This window comes from Brachyspira sp., from assembly GCF_029258575.1.
Taxonomy (GTDB): Bacteria; Spirochaetota; Brachyspiria; order Brachyspirales; family Brachyspiraceae; genus Brachyspira.
In genome coordinates, this window is record NZ_JARHYI010000026.1 from 21,457 (window position 1) to 41,471 (window position 20,015).

General features: G+C 26.7%; 14 protein-coding genes and 3 tRNA genes. 7 read left to right on the forward strand and 10 right to left on the reverse strand.

The features are described 5' to 3' along the window. Positions 1-105: 105 nt before the first annotated feature. Positions 106-960, reverse strand: a complete 855-nt coding sequence (locus tag Q1J76_RS02075) for a D-glycero-alpha-D-manno-heptose-1,7-bisphosphate 7-phosphatase (protein ID WP_300366082.1) — start codon at positions 958-960, stop codon at positions 106-108. Between the two features lie 484 nt (positions 961-1,444). On the opposite strand from Q1J76_RS02075, the gene Q1J76_RS02080 reads away from it, so the two are divergent. Further along, entirely contained in the window at positions 1,445-2,257 is an 813-nt protein-coding gene (locus Q1J76_RS02080; protein WP_300377837.1) for a hypothetical protein, read from the forward strand. Here the strand turns inward: Q1J76_RS02080 and Q1J76_RS02085 are convergent. From Q1J76_RS02085 to Q1J76_RS02115, 7 genes are all read right to left on the reverse strand, one after another. Next, the gene (locus tag Q1J76_RS02085) at positions 2,197-2,652 is read right to left on the reverse strand and encodes a hypothetical protein (RefSeq protein ID WP_300366088.1); all 456 of its coding nucleotides are present in this window, start codon (positions 2,650-2,652) and stop codon (positions 2,197-2,199) included. The two genes, Q1J76_RS02080 and Q1J76_RS02085, sit on opposite strands and share 61 nt — an antisense overlap. Before the next feature lie 308 nt (positions 2,653-2,960). Then, positions 2,961-4,565: a peptide ABC transporter substrate-binding protein gene (locus Q1J76_RS02090; protein WP_300366091.1), complete on the reverse strand. Its 1,605-nt coding sequence runs from the start codon at positions 4,563-4,565 to the stop codon at positions 2,961-2,963. Between the two features lie 354 nt (positions 4,566-4,919). Next, positions 4,920-8,015, reverse strand: coding sequence for a DEAD/DEAH box helicase (locus tag Q1J76_RS02095; protein WP_367182053.1), 3,096 nt, complete (start codon positions 8,013-8,015; stop codon positions 4,920-4,922). Positions 8,016-8,291: 276 nt separating this feature from the next. After that, a tRNA-Glu gene (locus tag Q1J76_RS02100) sits at positions 8,292-8,365 on the reverse strand. 26 nt (positions 8,366-8,391) lie between these two features. Next, positions 8,392-8,464: transfer RNA gene (locus Q1J76_RS02105), tRNA-Lys, on the reverse strand. A gap of 87 nt (positions 8,465-8,551) precedes the next feature. After that, entirely contained in the window at positions 8,552-9,265 is a 714-nt protein-coding gene (locus Q1J76_RS02110) for an RluA family pseudouridine synthase (RefSeq protein ID WP_300366097.1), read from the reverse strand. A gap of 35 nt (positions 9,266-9,300) precedes the next feature. Then, positions 9,301-9,373: transfer RNA gene (locus tag Q1J76_RS02115), tRNA-Phe, on the reverse strand. Between the two features lie 155 nt (positions 9,374-9,528). Here Q1J76_RS02115 and Q1J76_RS02120 point away from each other — a divergent pair. The 4 genes from Q1J76_RS02120 to Q1J76_RS02135 all read left to right on the forward strand — a co-directional run bounded on the left by Q1J76_RS02120 (position 9,529) and on the right by Q1J76_RS02135 (position 14,349). Further along, complete coding sequence (locus Q1J76_RS02120; RefSeq protein ID WP_300366100.1) at positions 9,529-11,568, forward strand: GldG family protein; 2,040 nt, start codon at positions 9,529-9,531, stop codon at positions 11,566-11,568. A 172-nt stretch (positions 11,569-11,740) separates the two neighbouring features. Then, positions 11,741-13,138, forward strand: a complete 1,398-nt coding sequence (radA, locus tag Q1J76_RS02125) for a DNA repair protein RadA (protein ID WP_300366103.1) — start codon at positions 11,741-11,743, stop codon at positions 13,136-13,138. A gap of 71 nt (positions 13,139-13,209) precedes the next feature. Beyond that, a complete protein-coding gene (locus Q1J76_RS02130) occupies positions 13,210-14,046 on the forward strand; it encodes a hypothetical protein (RefSeq protein ID WP_300366106.1) in 837 nt (278 codons plus the stop codon). Between the two features lie 18 nt (positions 14,047-14,064). Continuing rightward, a complete protein-coding gene (locus Q1J76_RS02135; protein WP_300366108.1) occupies positions 14,065-14,349 on the forward strand; it encodes a hypothetical protein in 285 nt (94 codons plus the stop codon). 3 nt (positions 14,350-14,352) lie between these two features. Here Q1J76_RS02135 and dxs read toward each other — a convergent pair whose 3' ends face one another. Continuing rightward, entirely contained in the window at positions 14,353-16,206 is a 1,854-nt protein-coding gene (dxs, locus tag Q1J76_RS02140) for a 1-deoxy-D-xylulose-5-phosphate synthase (RefSeq protein WP_300366111.1), read from the reverse strand. A 337-nt stretch (positions 16,207-16,543) separates the two neighbouring features. Here dxs and pyrB point away from each other — a divergent pair, with 337 nt between their 5' ends. Both pyrB and Q1J76_RS02150 read left to right on the forward strand, forming a co-directional pair. Further along, complete coding sequence (gene pyrB / locus Q1J76_RS02145) at positions 16,544-17,623, forward strand: aspartate carbamoyltransferase (RefSeq protein WP_300366114.1); 1,080 nt, start codon at positions 16,544-16,546, stop codon at positions 17,621-17,623. A 3-nt stretch (positions 17,624-17,626) separates the two neighbouring features. Next, the gene (locus Q1J76_RS02150) at positions 17,627-18,856 is read left to right on the forward strand and encodes a dihydroorotase (protein WP_300366117.1); all 1,230 of its coding nucleotides are present in this window, start codon (positions 17,627-17,629) and stop codon (positions 18,854-18,856) included. Between the two features lie 5 nt (positions 18,857-18,861). Here Q1J76_RS02150 and Q1J76_RS02155 read toward each other — a convergent pair. Next, positions 18,862-20,015 (reverse strand): TaqI-like C-terminal specificity domain-containing protein (locus Q1J76_RS02155; protein ID WP_300366120.1); only part of this gene is annotated, 1,154 nt, incomplete at its 5' end.

The window sequence follows — 20,015 nt, forward strand, 5'->3', positions numbered from 1 at the left end:
TATTTAAAACTATATTTAATTTTTCTACTATTTTTTATATCAATTTTAATTCTATGAAATTTGGTTATAATATTCTCACATTTTTTGAAATTATTATAATTTGAATTATATAATATTATATATATCATCTATTTTTACGACTTTTTCTAAATTTTCTATATCATAAACTTCAGTCTGTATCAATAAAGTTTTAAGATAAGGTATTTTAACAATATCAGTATCCCTATCACCTATCATAAAAGAATTAGATAAATCTATATTATATTTCTTTGAAGCAAGTAAATGCATTCCAGCCTCAGGTTTCCTAAGCATAGAAATTATATTATAAGGCTCTACATGCCCTTTTATATGATAAGGACAATAATAAAAATCATCTATAACCGCATCATGTTTTTTATATTCATTGTAAATATAATTATGAACATTATGAACATCTTCATTTGTATAGTAATTGTATGATACCCCAGCCTGATTTGTAGTTACTATTGTAATATATCCTTTACTGTTTGCATATTTTACTATATCTATAAAATCATTTTTTATCTTTACCCTATCTATAGTGCCTATATATCCCACATCTTCCATTAATACTCCGTCCCTATCCAAAAATAATGCTTTATTTATTTTTCTACTATTATTAACAAAATATGAAGGAATACCATATAATTTATTTTCATTGAATGCATCATCTATCAATTCATTTATATAGTTTATATTTTCATTAATCTTTTCTTTACTATAAAATTGATTATTATAAATTAATAAATTATTATTGAATGAATAACCTGATAAAATATTTGTTATATCATTTTTTGTTATTTTATAATTTTTATCTATAGTGTATAATTTAAAATTCTTTGAAGATAAGTTATCTGTATTAAAATCTAATGCTATTAATACAGAATCTTTTTCAAGACATTTATAAAACTCAAAAAAATAATTTTCTATACTGCAATTCATAGTAAAACCTCTATATGATATTTAAGTTTAATATAAAAAAACTTTTTTATCAATAAAGGAATGATATTATTAGAATTGATTTTTTTTATTTATAATATATCATTATTCCACTATGGAGGCTGATATGAATAATGATTTAACTGTTAAAGAAAATAAGTATATAAAAATATTAAAATATTTATTAATAACGGCAATATCAACATTACCCATATGCATTTATATACTCACATTAAGAGATATAAATGAAAGTTATATATTTCCAATATTTTTAAATAGCCATTTTTTTATCAGCTTTTATATATTTTGTTTTACTATAATTTTTCATATTAATAATTTTAATAAAAAAATTGTTTTAATTACATTTTTATCTTTTCTGCTTATAAGTCTTATATCCAGTTTTTCAAATATTTTTTTCAATTATGTTTATATGCCTCCCATAGATACACCTGATTTTCAAATACTTATAAATAGAAGTATATTCTTAATGATTATATTATTTATTATAATGATGCTTTCATATAATTCTTTTAATGTTTTAGATAAAGAGGGAATATCAGATTTTCTCACTGTATTTGGAGATGCTTTTATATGGTTTTTAATAATAAATACAGCAAGCAGTACATTGTTTACTATATTATCATATGGTATGATTATATTTGGTTTTTCAATAGCCGCATTATTTAATTCTTCAAATGAAATAGTATTTATAATATCAAAATTAGCTATATGTATCATTATATTTACATACAGTTTTATACCATTTATATCATACTATATATCAATAAAAACAAAATCTACAATATCTATATATATTTCAAGATTTTTATTAATAATAAATTTATTTTCTATGTTTGTAATGATGTTCACTATGCTTACATATGAATCAAGACCATATAATAATAGAGTAGTTTACATAATATATAATATTATTTTATCAATTACAATTATAAATTTAATGTTTGTTAGAATGGATAAAAAATCTAATATATTTACAAAATCAATGTATTTAATAGTACCAATATTTGCATTTCTTTTTGATTTATTAACTATCACAGTATCTATATATAGAATAGTTAATTACGGACTTACACCGAATAAATTAACATTAATTATTTTAAATATTATATTTCTTGTACATTTAATAATTATAAGCATAAATACTATAGTATCTTTCAAAAATAGAGAAGATAATAATCCATCAAATTTATTGATAGACAGTAAGCCTAATATATTTATTTATGTGTATTTATTATTTTCTTTTATAGTATGTTTTATAATACCTTTATTATATATATAAATTAAATTACAAATACTTAGAAAATATTTTATGAGCATTATATTTATTATAGGAATCTCCCTCCTCCAATGCATTAATTTTTTCTGATAATTCAGTATCTCTGTATTCTCTTTATCTTTTGACTCTAAAATATTCAAATATGCAAGTATTTCTAGAAATATAATTCTTTCATATTTTGATGATGGGAAAATATTTTTTAGTACTTTTTGCATTTTATTTGCAGAATCATTTTTTATATTGTATAAATCTATTGTTTTTAATATATTATTGAAAATCTTTATATCTTCTATTTTGGGATTGAATTTAAAATTATCAAAATAAATTACTTTTATTAAAGCCGATACATTTTTGATAAGTTCATCATATCCAATAACTTCATTATGAAAATTAAACATCAATACATTTTCTTTTGCATATAAAAAATCTTCCTTTCTATATGCATTTTATTATCATCTATCCAGCCGTTTTTCAAGAAATAATTAAATAATATTTTAATTGTATAGATTATCTTTATTATAATATAAAAACATTAATATATACACTGTGATGATGTTAATTTATGTTTATCCAAAAATCTATCAATCTATTATACAAAGCAGTATGCAGTTCTTTAATTAATTTACCTATAAAAAAGTCTTCCATATTATATTTCCTTAATCAGTAATATATAAAAATAAGAACTGATTAACAGCCTTAAATTATATTATTTCTTTACATATGAATATGAAAATTTATATTGAGCAAATGGTATATAAAATACATCTTTTAAATTTGGACTTTTCAATACAGCAGGCTCAAAATATGCTATAGGTATTATAACAGCCTCATCTTCTATCAATATCTTCTCGGCTTTATGTAATTCTCTCATTCTTATATTTTGATCCGAAGTTTTAGATGCTATACTCAAAGCTTCATCAAACTTTGCATTTGTAAATAATGAATGATTTTTATAAGAATAGCTTACAAACATACCTAAAAAAGTAGTAGGATCATTATAACTGCCTGTCCAGCTTGCCGCAGCCATAGTATAATTTCTCTCTGTTCTAAAAGCATGAATAAAAGGAGCAAATTCCATTTGAGTAAGTTTCACATCTATACCCAAATTAACCTTCCACATATTCTGCACAGCTTCAAACATAGGTATATCATTGCTGAAAGTAACAAAAAATTCTAATACAGGAAAACCATCTCCATTAGGATATCCAGCTTCAGACATTAACCTTTTAGCTTCTTCTACATTTTTTTGATAATCTTCTTTATTAGTGCTTATATATTCGCCAGCATTATCTCTAAAATATCCCTGAACATCTGTAACTCCCCAAGGTACTAATGCACCAGCAGGTTTTCCAGATTTGATTACATTTTCTACTATATAATTTCTATCTATAGCAAGAGATAAAGCCTTTCTAACCTTTTTATCTTTTAAAGTTTCATTAGTGGTATTTAACGCATAGTATTGCGTTCCTATTCTAGTTGCAATATCAATATAACCTTCCTCTTTTAAAGTTTCTATATCCTGATATGGAAATTGATCCGAAAAATGAAGAGAACCTTCTTTAACTCCTGCAACTGCTGAATTAGGATTATCCATAAGAACAAATTTAATTCTCTCAGCAACTATAGTATCAGATGCCCAATAATTAGTGTTTTTTACTACCGTAATACTTTGATCAGGCTTTCTCTCTTTCAAAACAAAAGCCCCATTTCCTACACAAGTTTTAGGATTTCTAGTCCAATTATCAGGGTCTTTCTCCACCATATCTTTTCTTACAGGAGAGAAAACTGGTAAATTTACAAGCTCTAAGAAATAAGCAGTAGGATATTCCAATTTTACCTCTAAAGTAAAATCATCTAAAGCCTTTATACCAAATTCATCAACAGGCATATATCCCCCATTAACATTAGAGAAATTTAGTATAGGCTCAAATAAATAACTAGGTTCGCTTGCCGTATCAGGATCAACTACTCTTTTCCAAGAATATTCAAAATCTTGTGCTGTCAATGTTTTTCCGTCAGACCATTTTCCATTTGTTCTTAAATGAAATATATATGTAAGTCCGTCTTCGGATATTTCCCAACTTTCTGCTGCTCCGGGCTGAATTGCTATATCTTTATATTTTGTAGTAAGACATTCAAATAAATGTGTTACATATGTAGAGCCTTGCAATGTGATATTTAAAGCAGGGTCTATAGTTTTAGGTTCTGCCCCCAAATTAACATATACTGTATCAGTTTCTGCTGTATTATTATTTGAACATGAAATAAAAAATGCAAAAACAATCATAATTATTAGATAAAACTTTTTCATTGACCTAACCTTCGTATAGTTTTACATATGTTAAATTATATTTCATAATGTAATATTGTCAATTCTTTCATCAATAAAGGTTATATTATTTCCATATAAATTTATTTCTTTAAGATTTTCTAAACTATAAATAAAATCAGGTATTTAATCAAAATCATTATACATAAGCCAAATTTTTTTTAATGATTTTAATTTGGAAATATTATCTAAAAATAAATTACAAGGCAAACCATACAAATCAAGCTTTTCAATATTTTCTAATTCTTCTTTAAGTAGTTGGAAAATTTTTTATTTTTAATACCGAAGCCCAAGAAATAATTTTATTAAAATCTTTATCTGACAGCATAAAATAAATTAATTGATGAGATTTTTTACTTCGTCCCAGCTTAATTTATTTATATCTCCCATAGAATCGCCTACTACAGTATCAATTAAAAGACGCTTTTTATTTTGAAGTTCTAGTATTTTCTCTTCTATAGTCCCTCTTGTAATGAGCTTATAATTAGTTACAACTCTTTTCTGCCCTATTCTGTATGCTCTGTCAGTGGCTTGATCTTCAACGGCTGGATTCCACCATAAATCATAATGCATTACAGTATCCGCCTGTGTTAATGTAAGTCCTGTACCTGCCGCCTTTAAGCTAAGTAAGAATATAGGTGCTTCTCCTGCATTGAATCTATGAACTAAATCCATTCTGTCCTTTGTAGCTCCATCCAAATAGAAATAATCTATTCCTAATTTCTTGAAAGCTCCTCTCATAAGATTAAGCATTCTTGTAAATGAACTGAATACCAATACACTATGTCCGCCTGAAACAGCCTCTCTAATCATCTCTATAAACATATTGAATTTACCGCTTGTATGACTTTCTCCGCGTAAATCATCATGCATAAGTCTTGGGTGACAGCAAACCTGTCTTAATCTCGTTAATGCTGAAAATATCTCTATATGCGACTGGGCAAAACCTTTACGCTTAACAGTTTCAAATATCTCTATTCTGGCAGCCTCAAGTATAGACATATAAAGTTCTTTCTGATCTTTTGTCAAATCGCAGTAGCTTACAACGGTATGTTTAGGAGGCAAATCAGTAAGTACATCTGTTTTTAATCTTCTTAATATGAAAGGAGCTATTCTAGTTTTTAAATTATCCAAAGCCTCACTTGAACTGTCCAAACCTGCAAGTATAGGAGCCTCATAATCTTCAACAAAATCCTTATGCTTGCCCAAAAATCCCGGCATAAGAAAATCGAACATAGACCACATCTCACTTATGCTGTTTTCTATAGGAGTACCGCTCAATGCAAGTCTTTTCAATGATTTCAAACTTTTAACCATTTTTGCATTCTGAGTATTTGCATTCTTTATATGCTGAGCCTCATCTAATATAAGATAATTAAATTCATTCTCACTCAATGCCTTTACATCTCGTCTTAATGTAGAATAAGATATTACAGCAACATCATAATTACTTACTGCCTTAATTTTTTTCATTCTAGTTTTTAAATTACCAGATAAAACTATAACCTCAAGAGAAGGAGCAAATTTTTTAATCTCGCATTCCCAGTTGGCAACACAAGAAGTAGGAGCAACAACTAAAGAAGTAAGTTTGTTTCCATTCTCTTTTTCTTTTAATATAGTAGCTATAGTTTGAAAACTCTTACCAAGCCCCATATCATCGGCAAGTATTCCATTCAAAGACATATCAGCCAATTTTCTAAGCCATTTATAACCTATAAGTTGATAACTCCTGAACTCGCCTACTATATCTTTAGGAGGAGTTTCATCGTATTCTACTCTTTTTATATTGGCTATTGTATCTATTGCATTATCATCTAAATCCAATTCTATACCACTATGTTTTTCAAGCATATCAGCGAAATAAGGTGCACTGAACATAGGAAGCAAATATCTGTTATCCTCTTTATGTTCTATAGGATTCTCTTTAAACATCTTCGCTATATAATCAATCACTTCCAAATCTATAGGAACAAATGAACCATTCTGAAGTCTTATATATTCCTTATTTTCTACCTTTACAGCTCTTACTATTTCTGATAAATCATGAAGCTCTTTAACTCCTTCAAAAGAAAAATTAATCTCAAAGAAGTTAATATCTTTAGTTAAAGAAACTCTCATTTTAAGAGGTTTAACATTCAATTTTAATGATTTAAAAGATTCACTATAATAACAAGTCCAACCCCTATCCTGAAGTGAAGGAAGTATCTTATAGCATAAATAAAATATCTTCTCATCATCAGAAGTAGCAAAAGTATAATCTCCCACCTTCTCCAAATATTTTGATAAAGTTCTGCAGAAATATTCTTCCTTTTCAGTATCCCTGTAAATCTCTGTAACTTCATTATCAAACATATTACTGCTTGTGAACTTTCCAGAATAAGGATCAATAGTAAAAGAACCATATTTAAACTTTATAGTAGAAAACACATTAGTACCATCATAATCCAAAAATACCAATGCCTGAGCAGGAAATGCCAATATATCATTCTCTTTAATATCTTCTGGAAGTTCTATATTATCAAAATCTTTTTTTAAATTTGGAAGCACCCTTGAACAGAAATCTTTTATATAATCTTTTTTTACTGTTATACTATCTCTAAAAATATTCTTTTTTATTTTAGGGTATGAAGGATTAGTTTCATAGAATATGTCTTTATAAAGTACAAAATCACAATTCTCACCGAATGTATATACTCTATTCAAATCAACATCTTTGATACTTAAATTAAGAACTAAATCTTTATCTTCATTATAGTAGCTTTCTAATTGTAAATTGAGAATTTCATCACTGAAAGTTATAACCCTGCTTTCTAGTCTTATATTAGAGACATCTTTTAATAAGAGTAAGCATTGATAAACTTCATAATCTTTAAACCACAATTTACCGTTTTCCTGTATTTGCTTTGCTTCAGCATATAAATTATTCAAAAATCTTATTAATTTAGCCTCAGCCTTACTGAAATCTTCAAGCTCTATTATTTTTTCATCATCTTCTATATTCTGCTTATCACCAATAACACATGAAAATAAAAAACTTTCAAGCTCTCCTACTCTATACTCTTTTTTATTCTCTAAATCTATTAATTTTAGGGAAAGTCCCAAAGTTCTTTCATTATTACTGTCGCCTCTCACAGATAATAATACGGATAAACTATAATATTCTCTATAAAGATTATCTCTATAATTATCCATTAAAGGAGATCTAGTATAATAAAGCCATTCTTTGCGTGAAGGATCTATTATTTCTGCCGATTCTTCCTTTTTACTTCTGTCTATTCTTTTATTATCACTTTCTGTAATTATAACGCTGTTTGCTATAGTCTTTATAGAAGCCGTTGCAAGTTCATCATTTTCTTTAGCATTAGCATTCAAATTTAAAAAAGGATTATCATTTTCCTTGATTTTCTTTTTAGACTTACCCCTAGTATTCATTCCCATAACCTTACTATATTTATACACATTATTTTAAACGCCTTTTATAATAATAGAATTATCAAAAAAGTCAATATTATATATTGTATAAAAAAACATGATTTTTGATAATATGTAAAAAGGAATAGTTTTTAATATATTATGATAACTAAATTATGTTAATTAGATAATTATATTTGTGTATTAAAACAATAATAAAAATATAAAAATGTTTATTTAAAATAAATGAAAGATTTTGGCATAAAAAAACCGCACTATCACAGTGCGGAATCAATGAACCGGTGACGGGTTTCGAACCCGCGAATGCAGGAATGAAAATCCTGTGTGTTAAACCTCTTCACCACACCGGCATATATAAAAGAACTTTAAATTTATGTGAGCCAAGAAGGGTTCGAACCTTCGACAACCGCCTTAAAAGGGCGATGCTCTACCGACTGAGCTATTGGCCCGTTTGTTTTTACTCTTAATTAAATGTTTGTATATAATACAATATTATTATTTTTTTGTCAAGTACTAAATTTACTTTTTTTTAAACTTTATAAAAATATATTCCAAGGATTATAAGAAGGAAGTTCCGCTTCAACATAAATCTCTTCATCTCTAGTAGGATGAGGAAATCTTAAACTTTTAGCAAATAATGCCAAAGGAACATCATCTCTATCATATTTTATATAACTACCGTACTTTCTATCTCCATATATAGCATGTCCTATATTCGAAAGCTGTACCCTTATTTGATGAAATCTGCCTGTTTCTAATTCTATCTTTAATAAACTCATATTTTTTATCACATCTTCTTTTAAAACAGTGTATTTCAATTTAGCTATTTTAGCATTCTTTGTATTTTCAAAAACTACCTGAGCAATATTACCTAATTTATTTTTCTTTTTTATAAGATAATTTTCAAGTTTTGATTCTTTCTCTAAAAGTATACCATTAACTACAGCATAATAATTTTTTTCAAATTTTCTATCTCTTATAGATTCGCTTAATCTTGCCGCCGCCTTTGAAGTCTTGGCAAATACTATTATTCCAGATACAGGTCTATCAAGTCTATGCACTAATCCCAAAAAAACATTTCCTTTTTTATTGCATTTTATTTTTATATAATCTTTTATATTCTCAAAAAAAGACACATCGCCTGTTATATCACCTTGAACTGGTATATTAGGAGGTTTTACTGCTACTATTATATGATTATCTTCATAGATAGGATTTATATAATTATTAAGTTCTTTTTCGATATTCATATTATTAATTTTGGGAGTTGAAATATATAGGGATGTGCCGAGTCAGGGAATCGAACCCTAGACACAAGGATTTTCAGTCCTTTGCTCTACCAACTGAGCTAACTCGGCAAGTGAAGACTATTATAACACACTGAAAAAAAATGTCAACTATTTTTCTATAAAATTATTACAAAAAATATATTTATAGGTTTATACTTCTATATTGTTTTGACAAACATTGTTATTAAATATATAATAAAAATTATTTTTTTAGCAGGTAATATATGACAAATAAAAAAGATAGAATAATAACATTTTCATTAATAGTTGTAATTATAATTTTAATAAATGCAATATTAAGTCAATTCACACCAACAATAGATTTGACTAAAGATAAAATTTATTCTTTGAGTAAAGAGAGTAAAAGTTTAGTGAAAAATTTAAAAGAACCTATGAGTGTAAAATTTTTCGTAACTCCTAATCTTCCGCCTCCATTTTCTACTTATGAAAGATATATAAAAGACTTATTTGAAGGATATAAGGCGGCAGGCAGTAAAAATATAAGCTTTGAAGTGATAGATGCATCAAAACATTCAGAATTAGCAAGCCAATATAGAATAAACCCTACACAAATAAGCGTATTAGAAAAAGATCAAGCTCAAACTAAAGTAGCTTATATGGGACTTTCTTTCATATATGGAGATTCTATAGAAACTATACCTTTTGTACAGTCAACCGAAGGTTTAGAATATAATATAGATACTGTTATAAGAAAAATGATGGATAAAAATGACAGATTAGCAAGATTAGAAAATAACTTAAATGTATATTATATATCATCAAAAGAAATATATGATTTACTTCCTATAGGTGCAATAGAACTTATACCAGATTCTATAATGCAAGCCGTAGCAGATGCAAATAAAGATTTAATGAATAAAGTAAGATTCATAAGTGTTGATATGTCAAATCCAAGCCCAGAAAATGAGGAATTATTAAAAAAATTCAATATCAAAAAAATAGAATGGAATGATATAAAAGACAAAGAAGGAAATATTGTAGCACATAAGGGAAGTTCTTATTTTTCATTAGTTTTAGAAAATGGAGATGATGTAAGAGAGCTTTCAACTTCATATATATTATATGGTGCCTTTGATGAAATAAAAAATGAAATATCAAAAAATATAGATAGTATGCTTGGACTTAAAGCTACTATAGGTTATATACAAGGACATGAAGAAGCCAATTATATAACTATACCACCTCAATTCGGAGGAAATCCTAATGATGCATATGACAGTGTAAGTGAATATGTTGCAGAAATAGAGGCAAATTATAATTTTGAACCAGTAGATATTTCATTGAATAATATACCTTCAAATATAGATGCTTTAATAATAGCAGGAAGTAAAACGGCATTCAGTGATTATGAATTATATAAATTGGATCAATTCATTATGAGCGGAAAGCCTGTATTATTTATGCTTAATGGAGCACAAATAAATCAAGATGATCCTAATGCTCAAATGTACGGATATAAACTTATACCTGTTACAAACAGACTTAATGAGATACTTCCTAATTATGGATTTACTGTAGCAGAAAATATTATATTTGATGATAATGCTTATAAGGGACAATTACAGCAGGGAATGCCTGAACAGAAAATATATTATATACCTGTAATAAATGCAGAAAATATAAATGCTAAAAATGATATAACTAAAAGTATTAATTTAATGTTTACTCCTACTTCATCAGAAATTATAACAAATACAAATAATACTGATATAAAAGTTACGCCTCTTATTCATACTAGTGATAAAAGTTGGGTTGAAACAGAAAACTTTGTAACTTCTATGACTGGAATGCCTACAGACAGTAGTAAATTATCAAAAAGATTAATATCTGCAGTTTTTGAAGGAAAGATGAATAGTGCATTTCAAGGAAAAGAAATTCCTTTATCAACTAATTCACAGAATAATATTAAAAGTGATATAAATAGAATTAACTCCACTACAAGCGGTAAAGTTATAGTATTAGGTTCATACGAAATGGCAAAAAATAGTGCTTATAATGTAAATAAAATATTCTTGATGAATTTAGTTGATTATATGGCTGGAGATACTGGTCTTATGAGCATAAGAAGAAAAGGAGCTGTATTTAATCCTCCTTATCAAGTGACTGAAACTGTTAAGCTTTTTGTGAGAATAATAAATATAGTTATGCTTCCTATTGCTATTATAGTATTCGGACTTATGTTATGGAATTCTGATAAAAAAAGAAGAAAAGATATATTTGAAAAATTTAATTCTAATAATTAAAAATATTATAATTATTATTTTAGTATTTATATAATAGAATATATCTTTAGAAGTAAATTATATGCTTTATAAAAAACTTGAAACATCTTTTACACTTATTACAAAGATAGTAAAACCCACAAGTTTTTTATTATCATATAATAATGAAAAATAATTTATAAAAGATAAAAATATGGCAAAGAAAAATAATACTATATTTGTATGCGATAATTGTGGAGAAAGCACTATTAATTGGATGGGTAAATGTCCTTCATGCGGTTCTTGGAATACTTTAAAACTTTTTACTGAGCCTACAGAAAATACTAATAAGTCTATAAGGGAAAGAACTTCTTCCTCATCAAGCAGCGATAAAGCAGCGATGACATCTTTAAAAAAAATTAAATCTAATGACAGTATAAGAATATCTACGAATATAGATGAACTTAATAGAGTATTAGGAGGAGGAATAGTTCAAGGAAGTGTTATACTTATAGGTGGTGAACCAGGAATTGGGAAATCTACTCTTCTATTGCAAACGGCATCTAATATTGCTAAAAATGAAAAAGTTTACTATTTCACTGGAGAAGAATCTCTTGAACAGATAAAATTAAGAGCGGACAGACTTGCATTAGAAGATACAGACTTTTCAATATCTTCAGAATCCAATTGCGATAATATAATAAACACACTATTAGATGATACTCCTTCACTTGCAATAATAGATTCAATACAAACAATATACAGTCCATCAACTAATAGTATAGCAGGGTCTCCAGCACAAATAAAAAACTGTGCATGGGCTTTGATGCAAACAGCAAAATTAAAAAATATCACTATATTTCTAGTAGGACATATAACAAAAGAAGGTACTATAGCAGGACCAAAAATACTTGAACATATTGTAGACTGTGTATTATATTTTGAGGGAGATGATAAAGGTATATACAGAATATTAAGAGCGGTTAAAAATCGTTATGGGGCTGTTGATGAAGTTGGAATATTTGAAATGGCTGAAAAAGGATTAATGGAAGTAAAAGATCCTTCTATGGTTTTTACAAGAGGCATAAATGAATCTGTATTTGCTGGAAATGTTATAACTCCTGTCATAGAAGGAAGCAGGGTATTTTGTGTTGAACAAGAAGCTTTGGTTGGAAGCAGTGCATTCGGATATCCTAGAAGACTTACTATAGGATATGATCAGTATAGACTGCTTATAATAATAGCTATATTAGAAAAAAGGGCTCATTTAAATCTATCAAATCAAGATGTATATATTAATATAGCAAACGGACTTAATGTTAAAGAAACTGCAAGCGATTTAGCAATAGCAATGGCAATAGCTTCAAGTATGTCTGGTATATCCATTCAGAGAACTACCGCATATATAGGAGAATTAGGGCTTTCTGGTGAGGTAAGACCTGTAAGATTCATAGAAAGACGCATAAAAGAAATGAGAAAATTCTCTGTGAAAGAAATATACATATCAAAAAGGGCTTTAAAGGAAATAAAAAATATAGATAATATAAAAATCATAGGAATAGATCATATAAGCGAGGCTGTAAAAAAGCTTGGTATAGGTAGTAGCATATGATAAAAACATTATTTTATGCAATACAATACCGATAATTGTAATATTTAATATGATTTTTAAAAGGGCTGACTTTGAGCGATAAAACGATAGAATTTTATAAAAGATTTAAATATTGTATTCCCTCCAATAAAGAAATAGCAAAAAAAGAAGAAGATATATTAGAAAATATAACAAATATGTCAAATAAAGAATTAATCGCTTATATAAGGCAATATGTAGCAAAATTAACATACTACAAAAAAAATTTTTTAGACTTAGAAACTTCAAAACTTATATCTCAAATGCTCATAGAAATAGGTTTCATACTAAGAATACAATATATAGATTATCTAAAAAATAAAGAAAATGATACATTAAATAGTAATGATGAAGAGATTAACAATTTATCAAAAATGATACAAATTCTTATACATGAAATGATTATAATTATTTCAAGTAAAGAATATGAAACGGATAATATGTTTGATAATTTGGACGCTTTAAAATCTGACAGCACAATAGGACATACTAATAGAATATTTATAATGATTATAGAAACTATAGCTTTTTTTAATGATAAATTAAATCATGGAGCTGCTAATAAACTTAGAATAGATTTTAAGAAAAAATATTATAAATTTGCTGAAAGAATATATCAAAGATACAATATAGTTAGCGATTCAAATACTTTAGATTCAAATGTAAAATTAGGTATAAGAAAAATAGAAAATTACACAATTAATGATGCTGCTATGGGCACTTTAATGCATGATATAAGTTTAGATAAAGATAGAGATTATATACCATTAAGCGATGAAGAAAAAGATAATCATTCTATAAAAGATTATGCATTTGCAAAATACTTTATGCGAGGAAATGAAGGAGTAGCATTAACAGTTTCTTTACATCATGAATATTATAGTTATTGATACGGACTTTTTATAGAATTGTATAAAGCAACTTTAAGAAGAAATCCAAATCATGAAATAGAATATATAATATCATATGATTACAAAGATATATTAACATTACAAAGCTTAACATATTTACCTGCAAAAATTGTAGAGGTAATTGATGTTTATGATACTTTAACCCAAAAAATAGAAAAAAGTCCAAAAGAAGCAATTCTTTTTATGAAAGAAAATTTCTTGGAAAAAGACATAAAACTAGATCCAATAATAACAGATGTATTTATAGATTATCTAAAAGAAGTAAAAAAAATACGATTATAATATTCAAAAATAATTTTTTATTATTTCTTTTAATCCTTCTTTATCCAATTTATACATTTTCAAAAGTTCATTTCTACTTGCGGTTTCAAAAAATTTGTTAGGCAAAGCATGAAGTTTTATTTTTTTATATATTTCATTATCAGAAAGCAATTCTAATAAAGCACTTCCAATTCCACCGCTTTTCACACTCTCTTCAATAATTAAAATTTTATCAGCATTTTTTATCATATTTAATATAGTTTCTTTATCCAATGGCTTTAAAGTGGATAGATTTAATATAGCAGTATCTAAATTAATCTCATCAACAGCATCAGCTATATCTATAAGTGTTTGTCCGTAACTTATTATAAGATTATTACTATTTCCAAAATCCCTTACGATATGAGCCTTACCAATCTCAAAATTATCCGATACAAGATTTTCTCTTAATTCTCTTACGGAAGATTTATTATATCTTATAACTGTAGGTCCTTTGTATTCCAATGATTTTTGCACCATATCTCTAAAATCTTTCTCACCAACAGGAGCCATAATTGTTATATTAGGGACAATTCTAAGAAAAGATACATCGAATACACCTTGATGAGTATCTCCATCTTCAGGTACAAGACCAGCCCTATCTATCATAAGTTTAACATTAGCATTCATAATTCCAATATCATGTATTACCTGATCATATCCTCTTTGCAAGAATGTAGAATATAAAAATACAAAAGGTATTATGCCACTTTCAGAAAGCCCAACTGAAAAAGTTATAGCATGCTGTTCGGCTATACCTACATCAAAAAATCTGTCTTTAAAAAGTTTTGCATATTCGCTTAATCCAGTACCCGATTCCATAGCAGCAGTGATAGCTACAACATTTTTATTTTCTTCAGCAATCTTTATAATAGTTTCTCCTGCAATATTAGAAAAAGTTTTTGAAGAAGATTTATTTTTTAATTCTCCAGTTTCAATATCAAAAGGTGCTATACCATGAAATTTAGCTGGATTTTCTTCTGCTATTTTATATCCTTTACCTTTAATAGTATTTACTTGAACTAATCTAGGACCTCTTATAGATTGTACTTTTTGAAATATATCTATTAATTCTTCATAACTATGACCATCTACAGGACCAAAATACTTAAATCCCATTTCTCTAAATGCAATACCCGGAGCTACAAAAGTTCTAATAGCACCTTTACCCCTATCTATAAATTCATTAGCAATATCTCCGAAAGGCAAAGCAGAAACAAATCCTCTCACTTTTTCAGATGCCTCATGAACTAAATTATCATTTAATGTTGTATTAAGAAATTTAGATACCGCACCAATATTTTTTCCTATAGACATTTCATTATTATTTAAAACTATTATTATATCTCTTTCAGTATGAGCAATATTATTAATAGCTTCTAATGCCATACCGCCTGTCATAGCACCATCTCCAATTATAGCAATAACATCTCCCATCTCTCCCAAAAGTTCTTTGGAAACAGAAAGACCGTATGCAAAGGATAATGAAGTAGAAGCATGTCCAGTTTCTTCAATATCATGTTCAGACTCATTTCTCTTTGGAAAGCCTGATAATCCTCCATAAGTTCTTAAAGTAGAAAATTTATCTTTTCTTCCAGTAATAATTTTATGAGTGTATGCCTGATGACCTACATCAAATATAAAAGCATCTTTAGGAGAATTAAATAAATAATGAAGTACTAAAGTTAAATCTACTACTCCTAAATTACTTCCTAAATGTCCTCCTGTACTAGATACATTCTTTATCAAAAATTCTCTTATCTCAGAAGATAACAATATTAATTCTTCTACACTTAATTTTTTTAAATCTGATGGATTATTGATATTTTCTAAATACATATATAACCTTAAAATTAATTTAATGAATTAAAATTATAACCATAAAACATTTTATTTCAATACATCAAAAATACACAAATTATAAATTTATACTTGATTTTTTTATCTTATATGATATAATCCATTCAATTTATTATAATAGGATAAAGAATGAAAAATATATTTTTTAAATACAAGATTATTTTTTATTTGCTACCCTATTTTGTTTATTTAAATTTTCGAATTTGGAATTTTTTAAAAATTTTAAGGAATAAAGTTGTTATCTTTAACAATTTTATTCCTTTTTTTTATGCTGAATTTCAATAAAAACAATTAACTACTTTTTAAGGGAGCAACAATGAGAAATTTTATATCTGTCAAAGAGTTATCAAAAGAAGAAATTATAGAGGTATTGGACATAGCTAAAAGGTTAGATAACACTGATAATAATGAGAGAAGAAAAATGATGGATGGAATGATAATGACAAGTATATTTTTTGAACCTTCCACAAGGACTAGATTATCATTCACATCTGCAGCTTATAAAATGGGATGTAAAGAATTAGGATTTGATAACCCAGATAAAAGCTCCATAAAAAAGGGAGAATCATTAAGAGATACTATTATTATGGTTTCAGCATATTCGGATATTATAGTTATGCGTCATAATATAGACGGTGCTGCTAAATTTGCTGAAGAAGTTACAGATTGTCCTATCATAAATGCAGGAGACGGTTCTAATGAACATCCAAGTCAAACTTTACTTGATTTATACACATTAAGAGAAGAATTAGGCGGTATAGAAAATAAAAAAGTGGCATTTGTGGGCGATACTAAATATGGAAGAACTGTTCATTCATTAGCAAAAGCTTTAAAAAAGTTTAATGGAGCGTTTTATTTTATTTCTCCTGATCTTATACAAATACCTGATTATATATTAAAAGAATTAGATAAGTCTGGAATCAAATATAAAAAATTAAATAATTATGAAGAAATACTTAAAGATATAGATTGCTTATATATGACAAGAATACAAAAAGAAAGATTTGATGATATTAATGAATATAAAAAAGTTAAAAATGCTTTTAATATATCAAGAGCAACCATAGAAGGCAAATGTAAAGATAATATGATAATAATGCACCCTCTTCCAAGAGTAGATGAAATCAATATAGATTTAGATGATACAAAATATGCTAAATATTTTATACAGGCTAAAAATGGAGTGCCTACTAGAATGGCTATGCTTGCCGTTGCTTCAGGAGTAATAGAATTAAAGTCCAAAAGAAAAGAAAAACCTTATCCTATAGTAGACAATAAAGAAATGCTTTGTACAAACACAAAATGCGTTACTCACTTTGAAGAAACAAAAAATAAAGTTATGAAAAGAAGTTACGGAGATTTTTGCTACTACTGTAATAGGGAAATAGGAAAATAAACTATGATAATAAAAAATGCTAGAATAGCAAATAATGAAAAAGCAGTTACTATAATAATAGAAGATGAAAAAATAAAAAAAATAGATGAAGAAAATAATTTTGAAAAATATTTATCTTATGATAATAATATAATAGATGCTAATTATAATTATGTTCTTGCTGGAATAATAGACCCTCATGTTCATATGAGAGATCCAGGACTTACACATAAAGAAGATTTTAGTTCTGGAAGCAAAGCATGTGTAAGAGGAGGTGTTACAGTATTTTTGGATATGCCTAATACTATACCGAATACTATTTCAAAAGAAAATCTAATTGAAAAAAAATCTATGATGATTGGAAAATCTTATGCAGATTATGGATTTCATTTCGGAGGAAGTAAGGCGGATAATAGTAATGATATAAAAAATATTGTCAATGAAGTGGCATCTACTAAAATTTTCTTTAATGCTTCTACAGGAAATATGCTTGTGGAAAATGATAAAATATTAGAAAAATTATTTGAAGTTTCAAAAATAGTTACTGTTCATGCAGAAGATAAAATGGTTGATAAAGCTATAAAAATTGCTAAAAATACAAATACACCATTATATTTATGTCATTTATCGCTTGAAAGTGAAATCAACTCATTAAAAAAAGCAAAAGATTCTGGAATGGTAATTTATGGGGAAGTTACTACTCATCATTTATTTTTAAATATTGAAGATGTAAATAAAAATGATAAGAATAAAATGCTGCTTAGAATGAAGCCTGAATTAAGAGAAAAACATAATAATAAAGCTTTATGGAATGCAATATTAGATGGTACAATAGATACTATAGGAACAGATCATGCTCCTCATTTAATAAGTGAAAAATTAGAAAAACTTGTATTTGGAATTCCATCTGTTGAGCATTCTCTTGAATTAATGCTTAAAAAAGTTAAGGATAATACCATAGACTTAAAATTATTAACAAAAATAATGAGTGAAAATACTTCCAAAATATTCGGCATACAAAATAAGGGATTATTAAAAGAAAATTATGATGCCGATTTAGTAATAGCAGATTTAAATGATAATTCAGAAATAGAAGAAAAAGATATAATCACTAAAGCAGGCTGGTCGCCTTATATTGGTTTTCAAAGAGGCGGAAAAGTTTTAACTACTATAGTACGCGGAAATATAGTTTATAATAATGGACAATTTACAGATTATCTTATAGGAAAGGAAATAAAATATATTAATAAATAAATATTTTATATTTTAAAAATATTATCATTAATAACCCTAATTTCCTCATCATTCAGCCCATACAAAGAATACACAATCTTATCAATCTCATCTTCCAAATCAGAAGTATTTTCGTTTTGTTTTTTAAGTTCTATAATTTTATCAGCGAGCTTAACTATTTTGTTTTTAGTTTTTGAATCAACTTCTGGGATAGGTAATATTACTATATACATAGCTAACATTCTAATAGCAGAACTACCTAGAGCAATATTATTTTTAGTAAAAAACCACCAATATAATTTTGAATTTAATAAACCTAATAATACTTTTAAATTATAATTTTCACTAGTTATCATATATGCATTATTAGATAAAAAACAGCTTTCTTCATCAAAAGTATATGAAGCTTCTTTACAAATTTCTTGATATATTATTTTAGGTTTTTCAAAATCCTCTATATATGTACAATTTCTCAAATTATATGGTGTTACACCTTTATCCTGTCTTTTTTCTAATTGTTTATAATATTTATCTAAATGTTTTTTTATAGCGGGATAATCATTAATATTTATGGGTTTTATGTTTTTTTCTTTTAAACCATTATGAGTATTAATAAAATATAAATTACTAAAATTACATAAATATCTATTTATATCTCTACCTCTAACCAATTTTTTTATTAACTTTTTAGAATTTTTATCTTTTTTGATAAGTTCATTTTTTGTATTTTCATCAATAATAAATGCATCATTAAGACCTGTTGTAATCCCTCTGTTAATATTAATGTTGTAATCTATTAAAGTTTTATTATTTTTTATTTTATTAAAAATGCTCCTCTCTAAAGTGTTCATTATTACCCATTCTTTGCTTACATCACTTACTACTGTATTAAACTTTGCACTATTAAGCTCTTTCAAATTTCCTGAATAACTTACTCCGTCAAAAGAACGTTCTCCGCGTCTATATTTTTCTTTAGTTTTTGAATATAAAATTATGTTAACATCTACTGTAGCACTTTCAAATCTGCCAGCCCCTAAATCTATAATACGAAGTACATCGGCATTCTTATAAAAATATTCTCTAGTACTAGCACCATAACCTGCACGCATCCATTTATTAGAAGTTATCAAGCTAGATACTCCGTCAGAACTAAGCAAACTCAAACATTTTTCATAGAACA

What these genes read in the sequence shown, in the direction of transcription:
- Q1J76_RS02075 (WP_300366082.1), bottom strand. Translation starts at nt 960, where the DNA reads ATGAATTGCAGTATAGAAAATTATTTTTTTGAGTTTTATAAATGTCTT.
- Q1J76_RS02080 (WP_300377837.1), top strand. Translation starts at nt 1,445, where the DNA reads ATGATTATATTATTTATTATAATGATGCTTTCATATAATTCTTTTAAT.
- Q1J76_RS02085 (WP_300366088.1), bottom strand. Translation starts at nt 2,652, where the DNA reads ATGTTTAATTTTCATAATGAAGTTATTGGATATGATGAACTTATCAAA.
- Q1J76_RS02090 (WP_300366091.1), bottom strand. Translation starts at nt 4,565, where the DNA reads ATGAAAAAGTTTTATCTAATAATTATGATTGTTTTTGCATTTTTTATT.
- Q1J76_RS02095 (WP_367182053.1), bottom strand. Translation starts at nt 8,015, where the DNA reads ATGAATACTAGGGGTAAGTCTAAAAAGAAAATCAAGGAAAATGATAAT.
- Q1J76_RS02110 (WP_300366097.1), bottom strand. Translation starts at nt 9,265, where the DNA reads ATGAATATCGAAAAAGAACTTAATAATTATATAAATCCTATCTATGAA.
- Q1J76_RS02120 (WP_300366100.1), top strand. Translation starts at nt 9,529, where the DNA reads ATGACAAATAAAAAAGATAGAATAATAACATTTTCATTAATAGTTGTA.
- radA (WP_300366103.1), top strand. Translation starts at nt 11,741, where the DNA reads ATGGCAAAGAAAAATAATACTATATTTGTATGCGATAATTGTGGAGAA.
- dxs (WP_300366111.1), bottom strand. Translation starts at nt 16,206, where the DNA reads ATGTATTTAGAAAATATCAATAATCCATCAGATTTAAAAAAATTAAGT.
- pyrB (WP_300366114.1), top strand. Translation starts at nt 16,544, where the DNA reads ATGAGAAATTTTATATCTGTCAAAGAGTTATCAAAAGAAGAAATTATA.
- Q1J76_RS02150 (WP_300366117.1), top strand. Translation starts at nt 17,627, where the DNA reads ATGATAATAAAAAATGCTAGAATAGCAAATAATGAAAAAGCAGTTACT.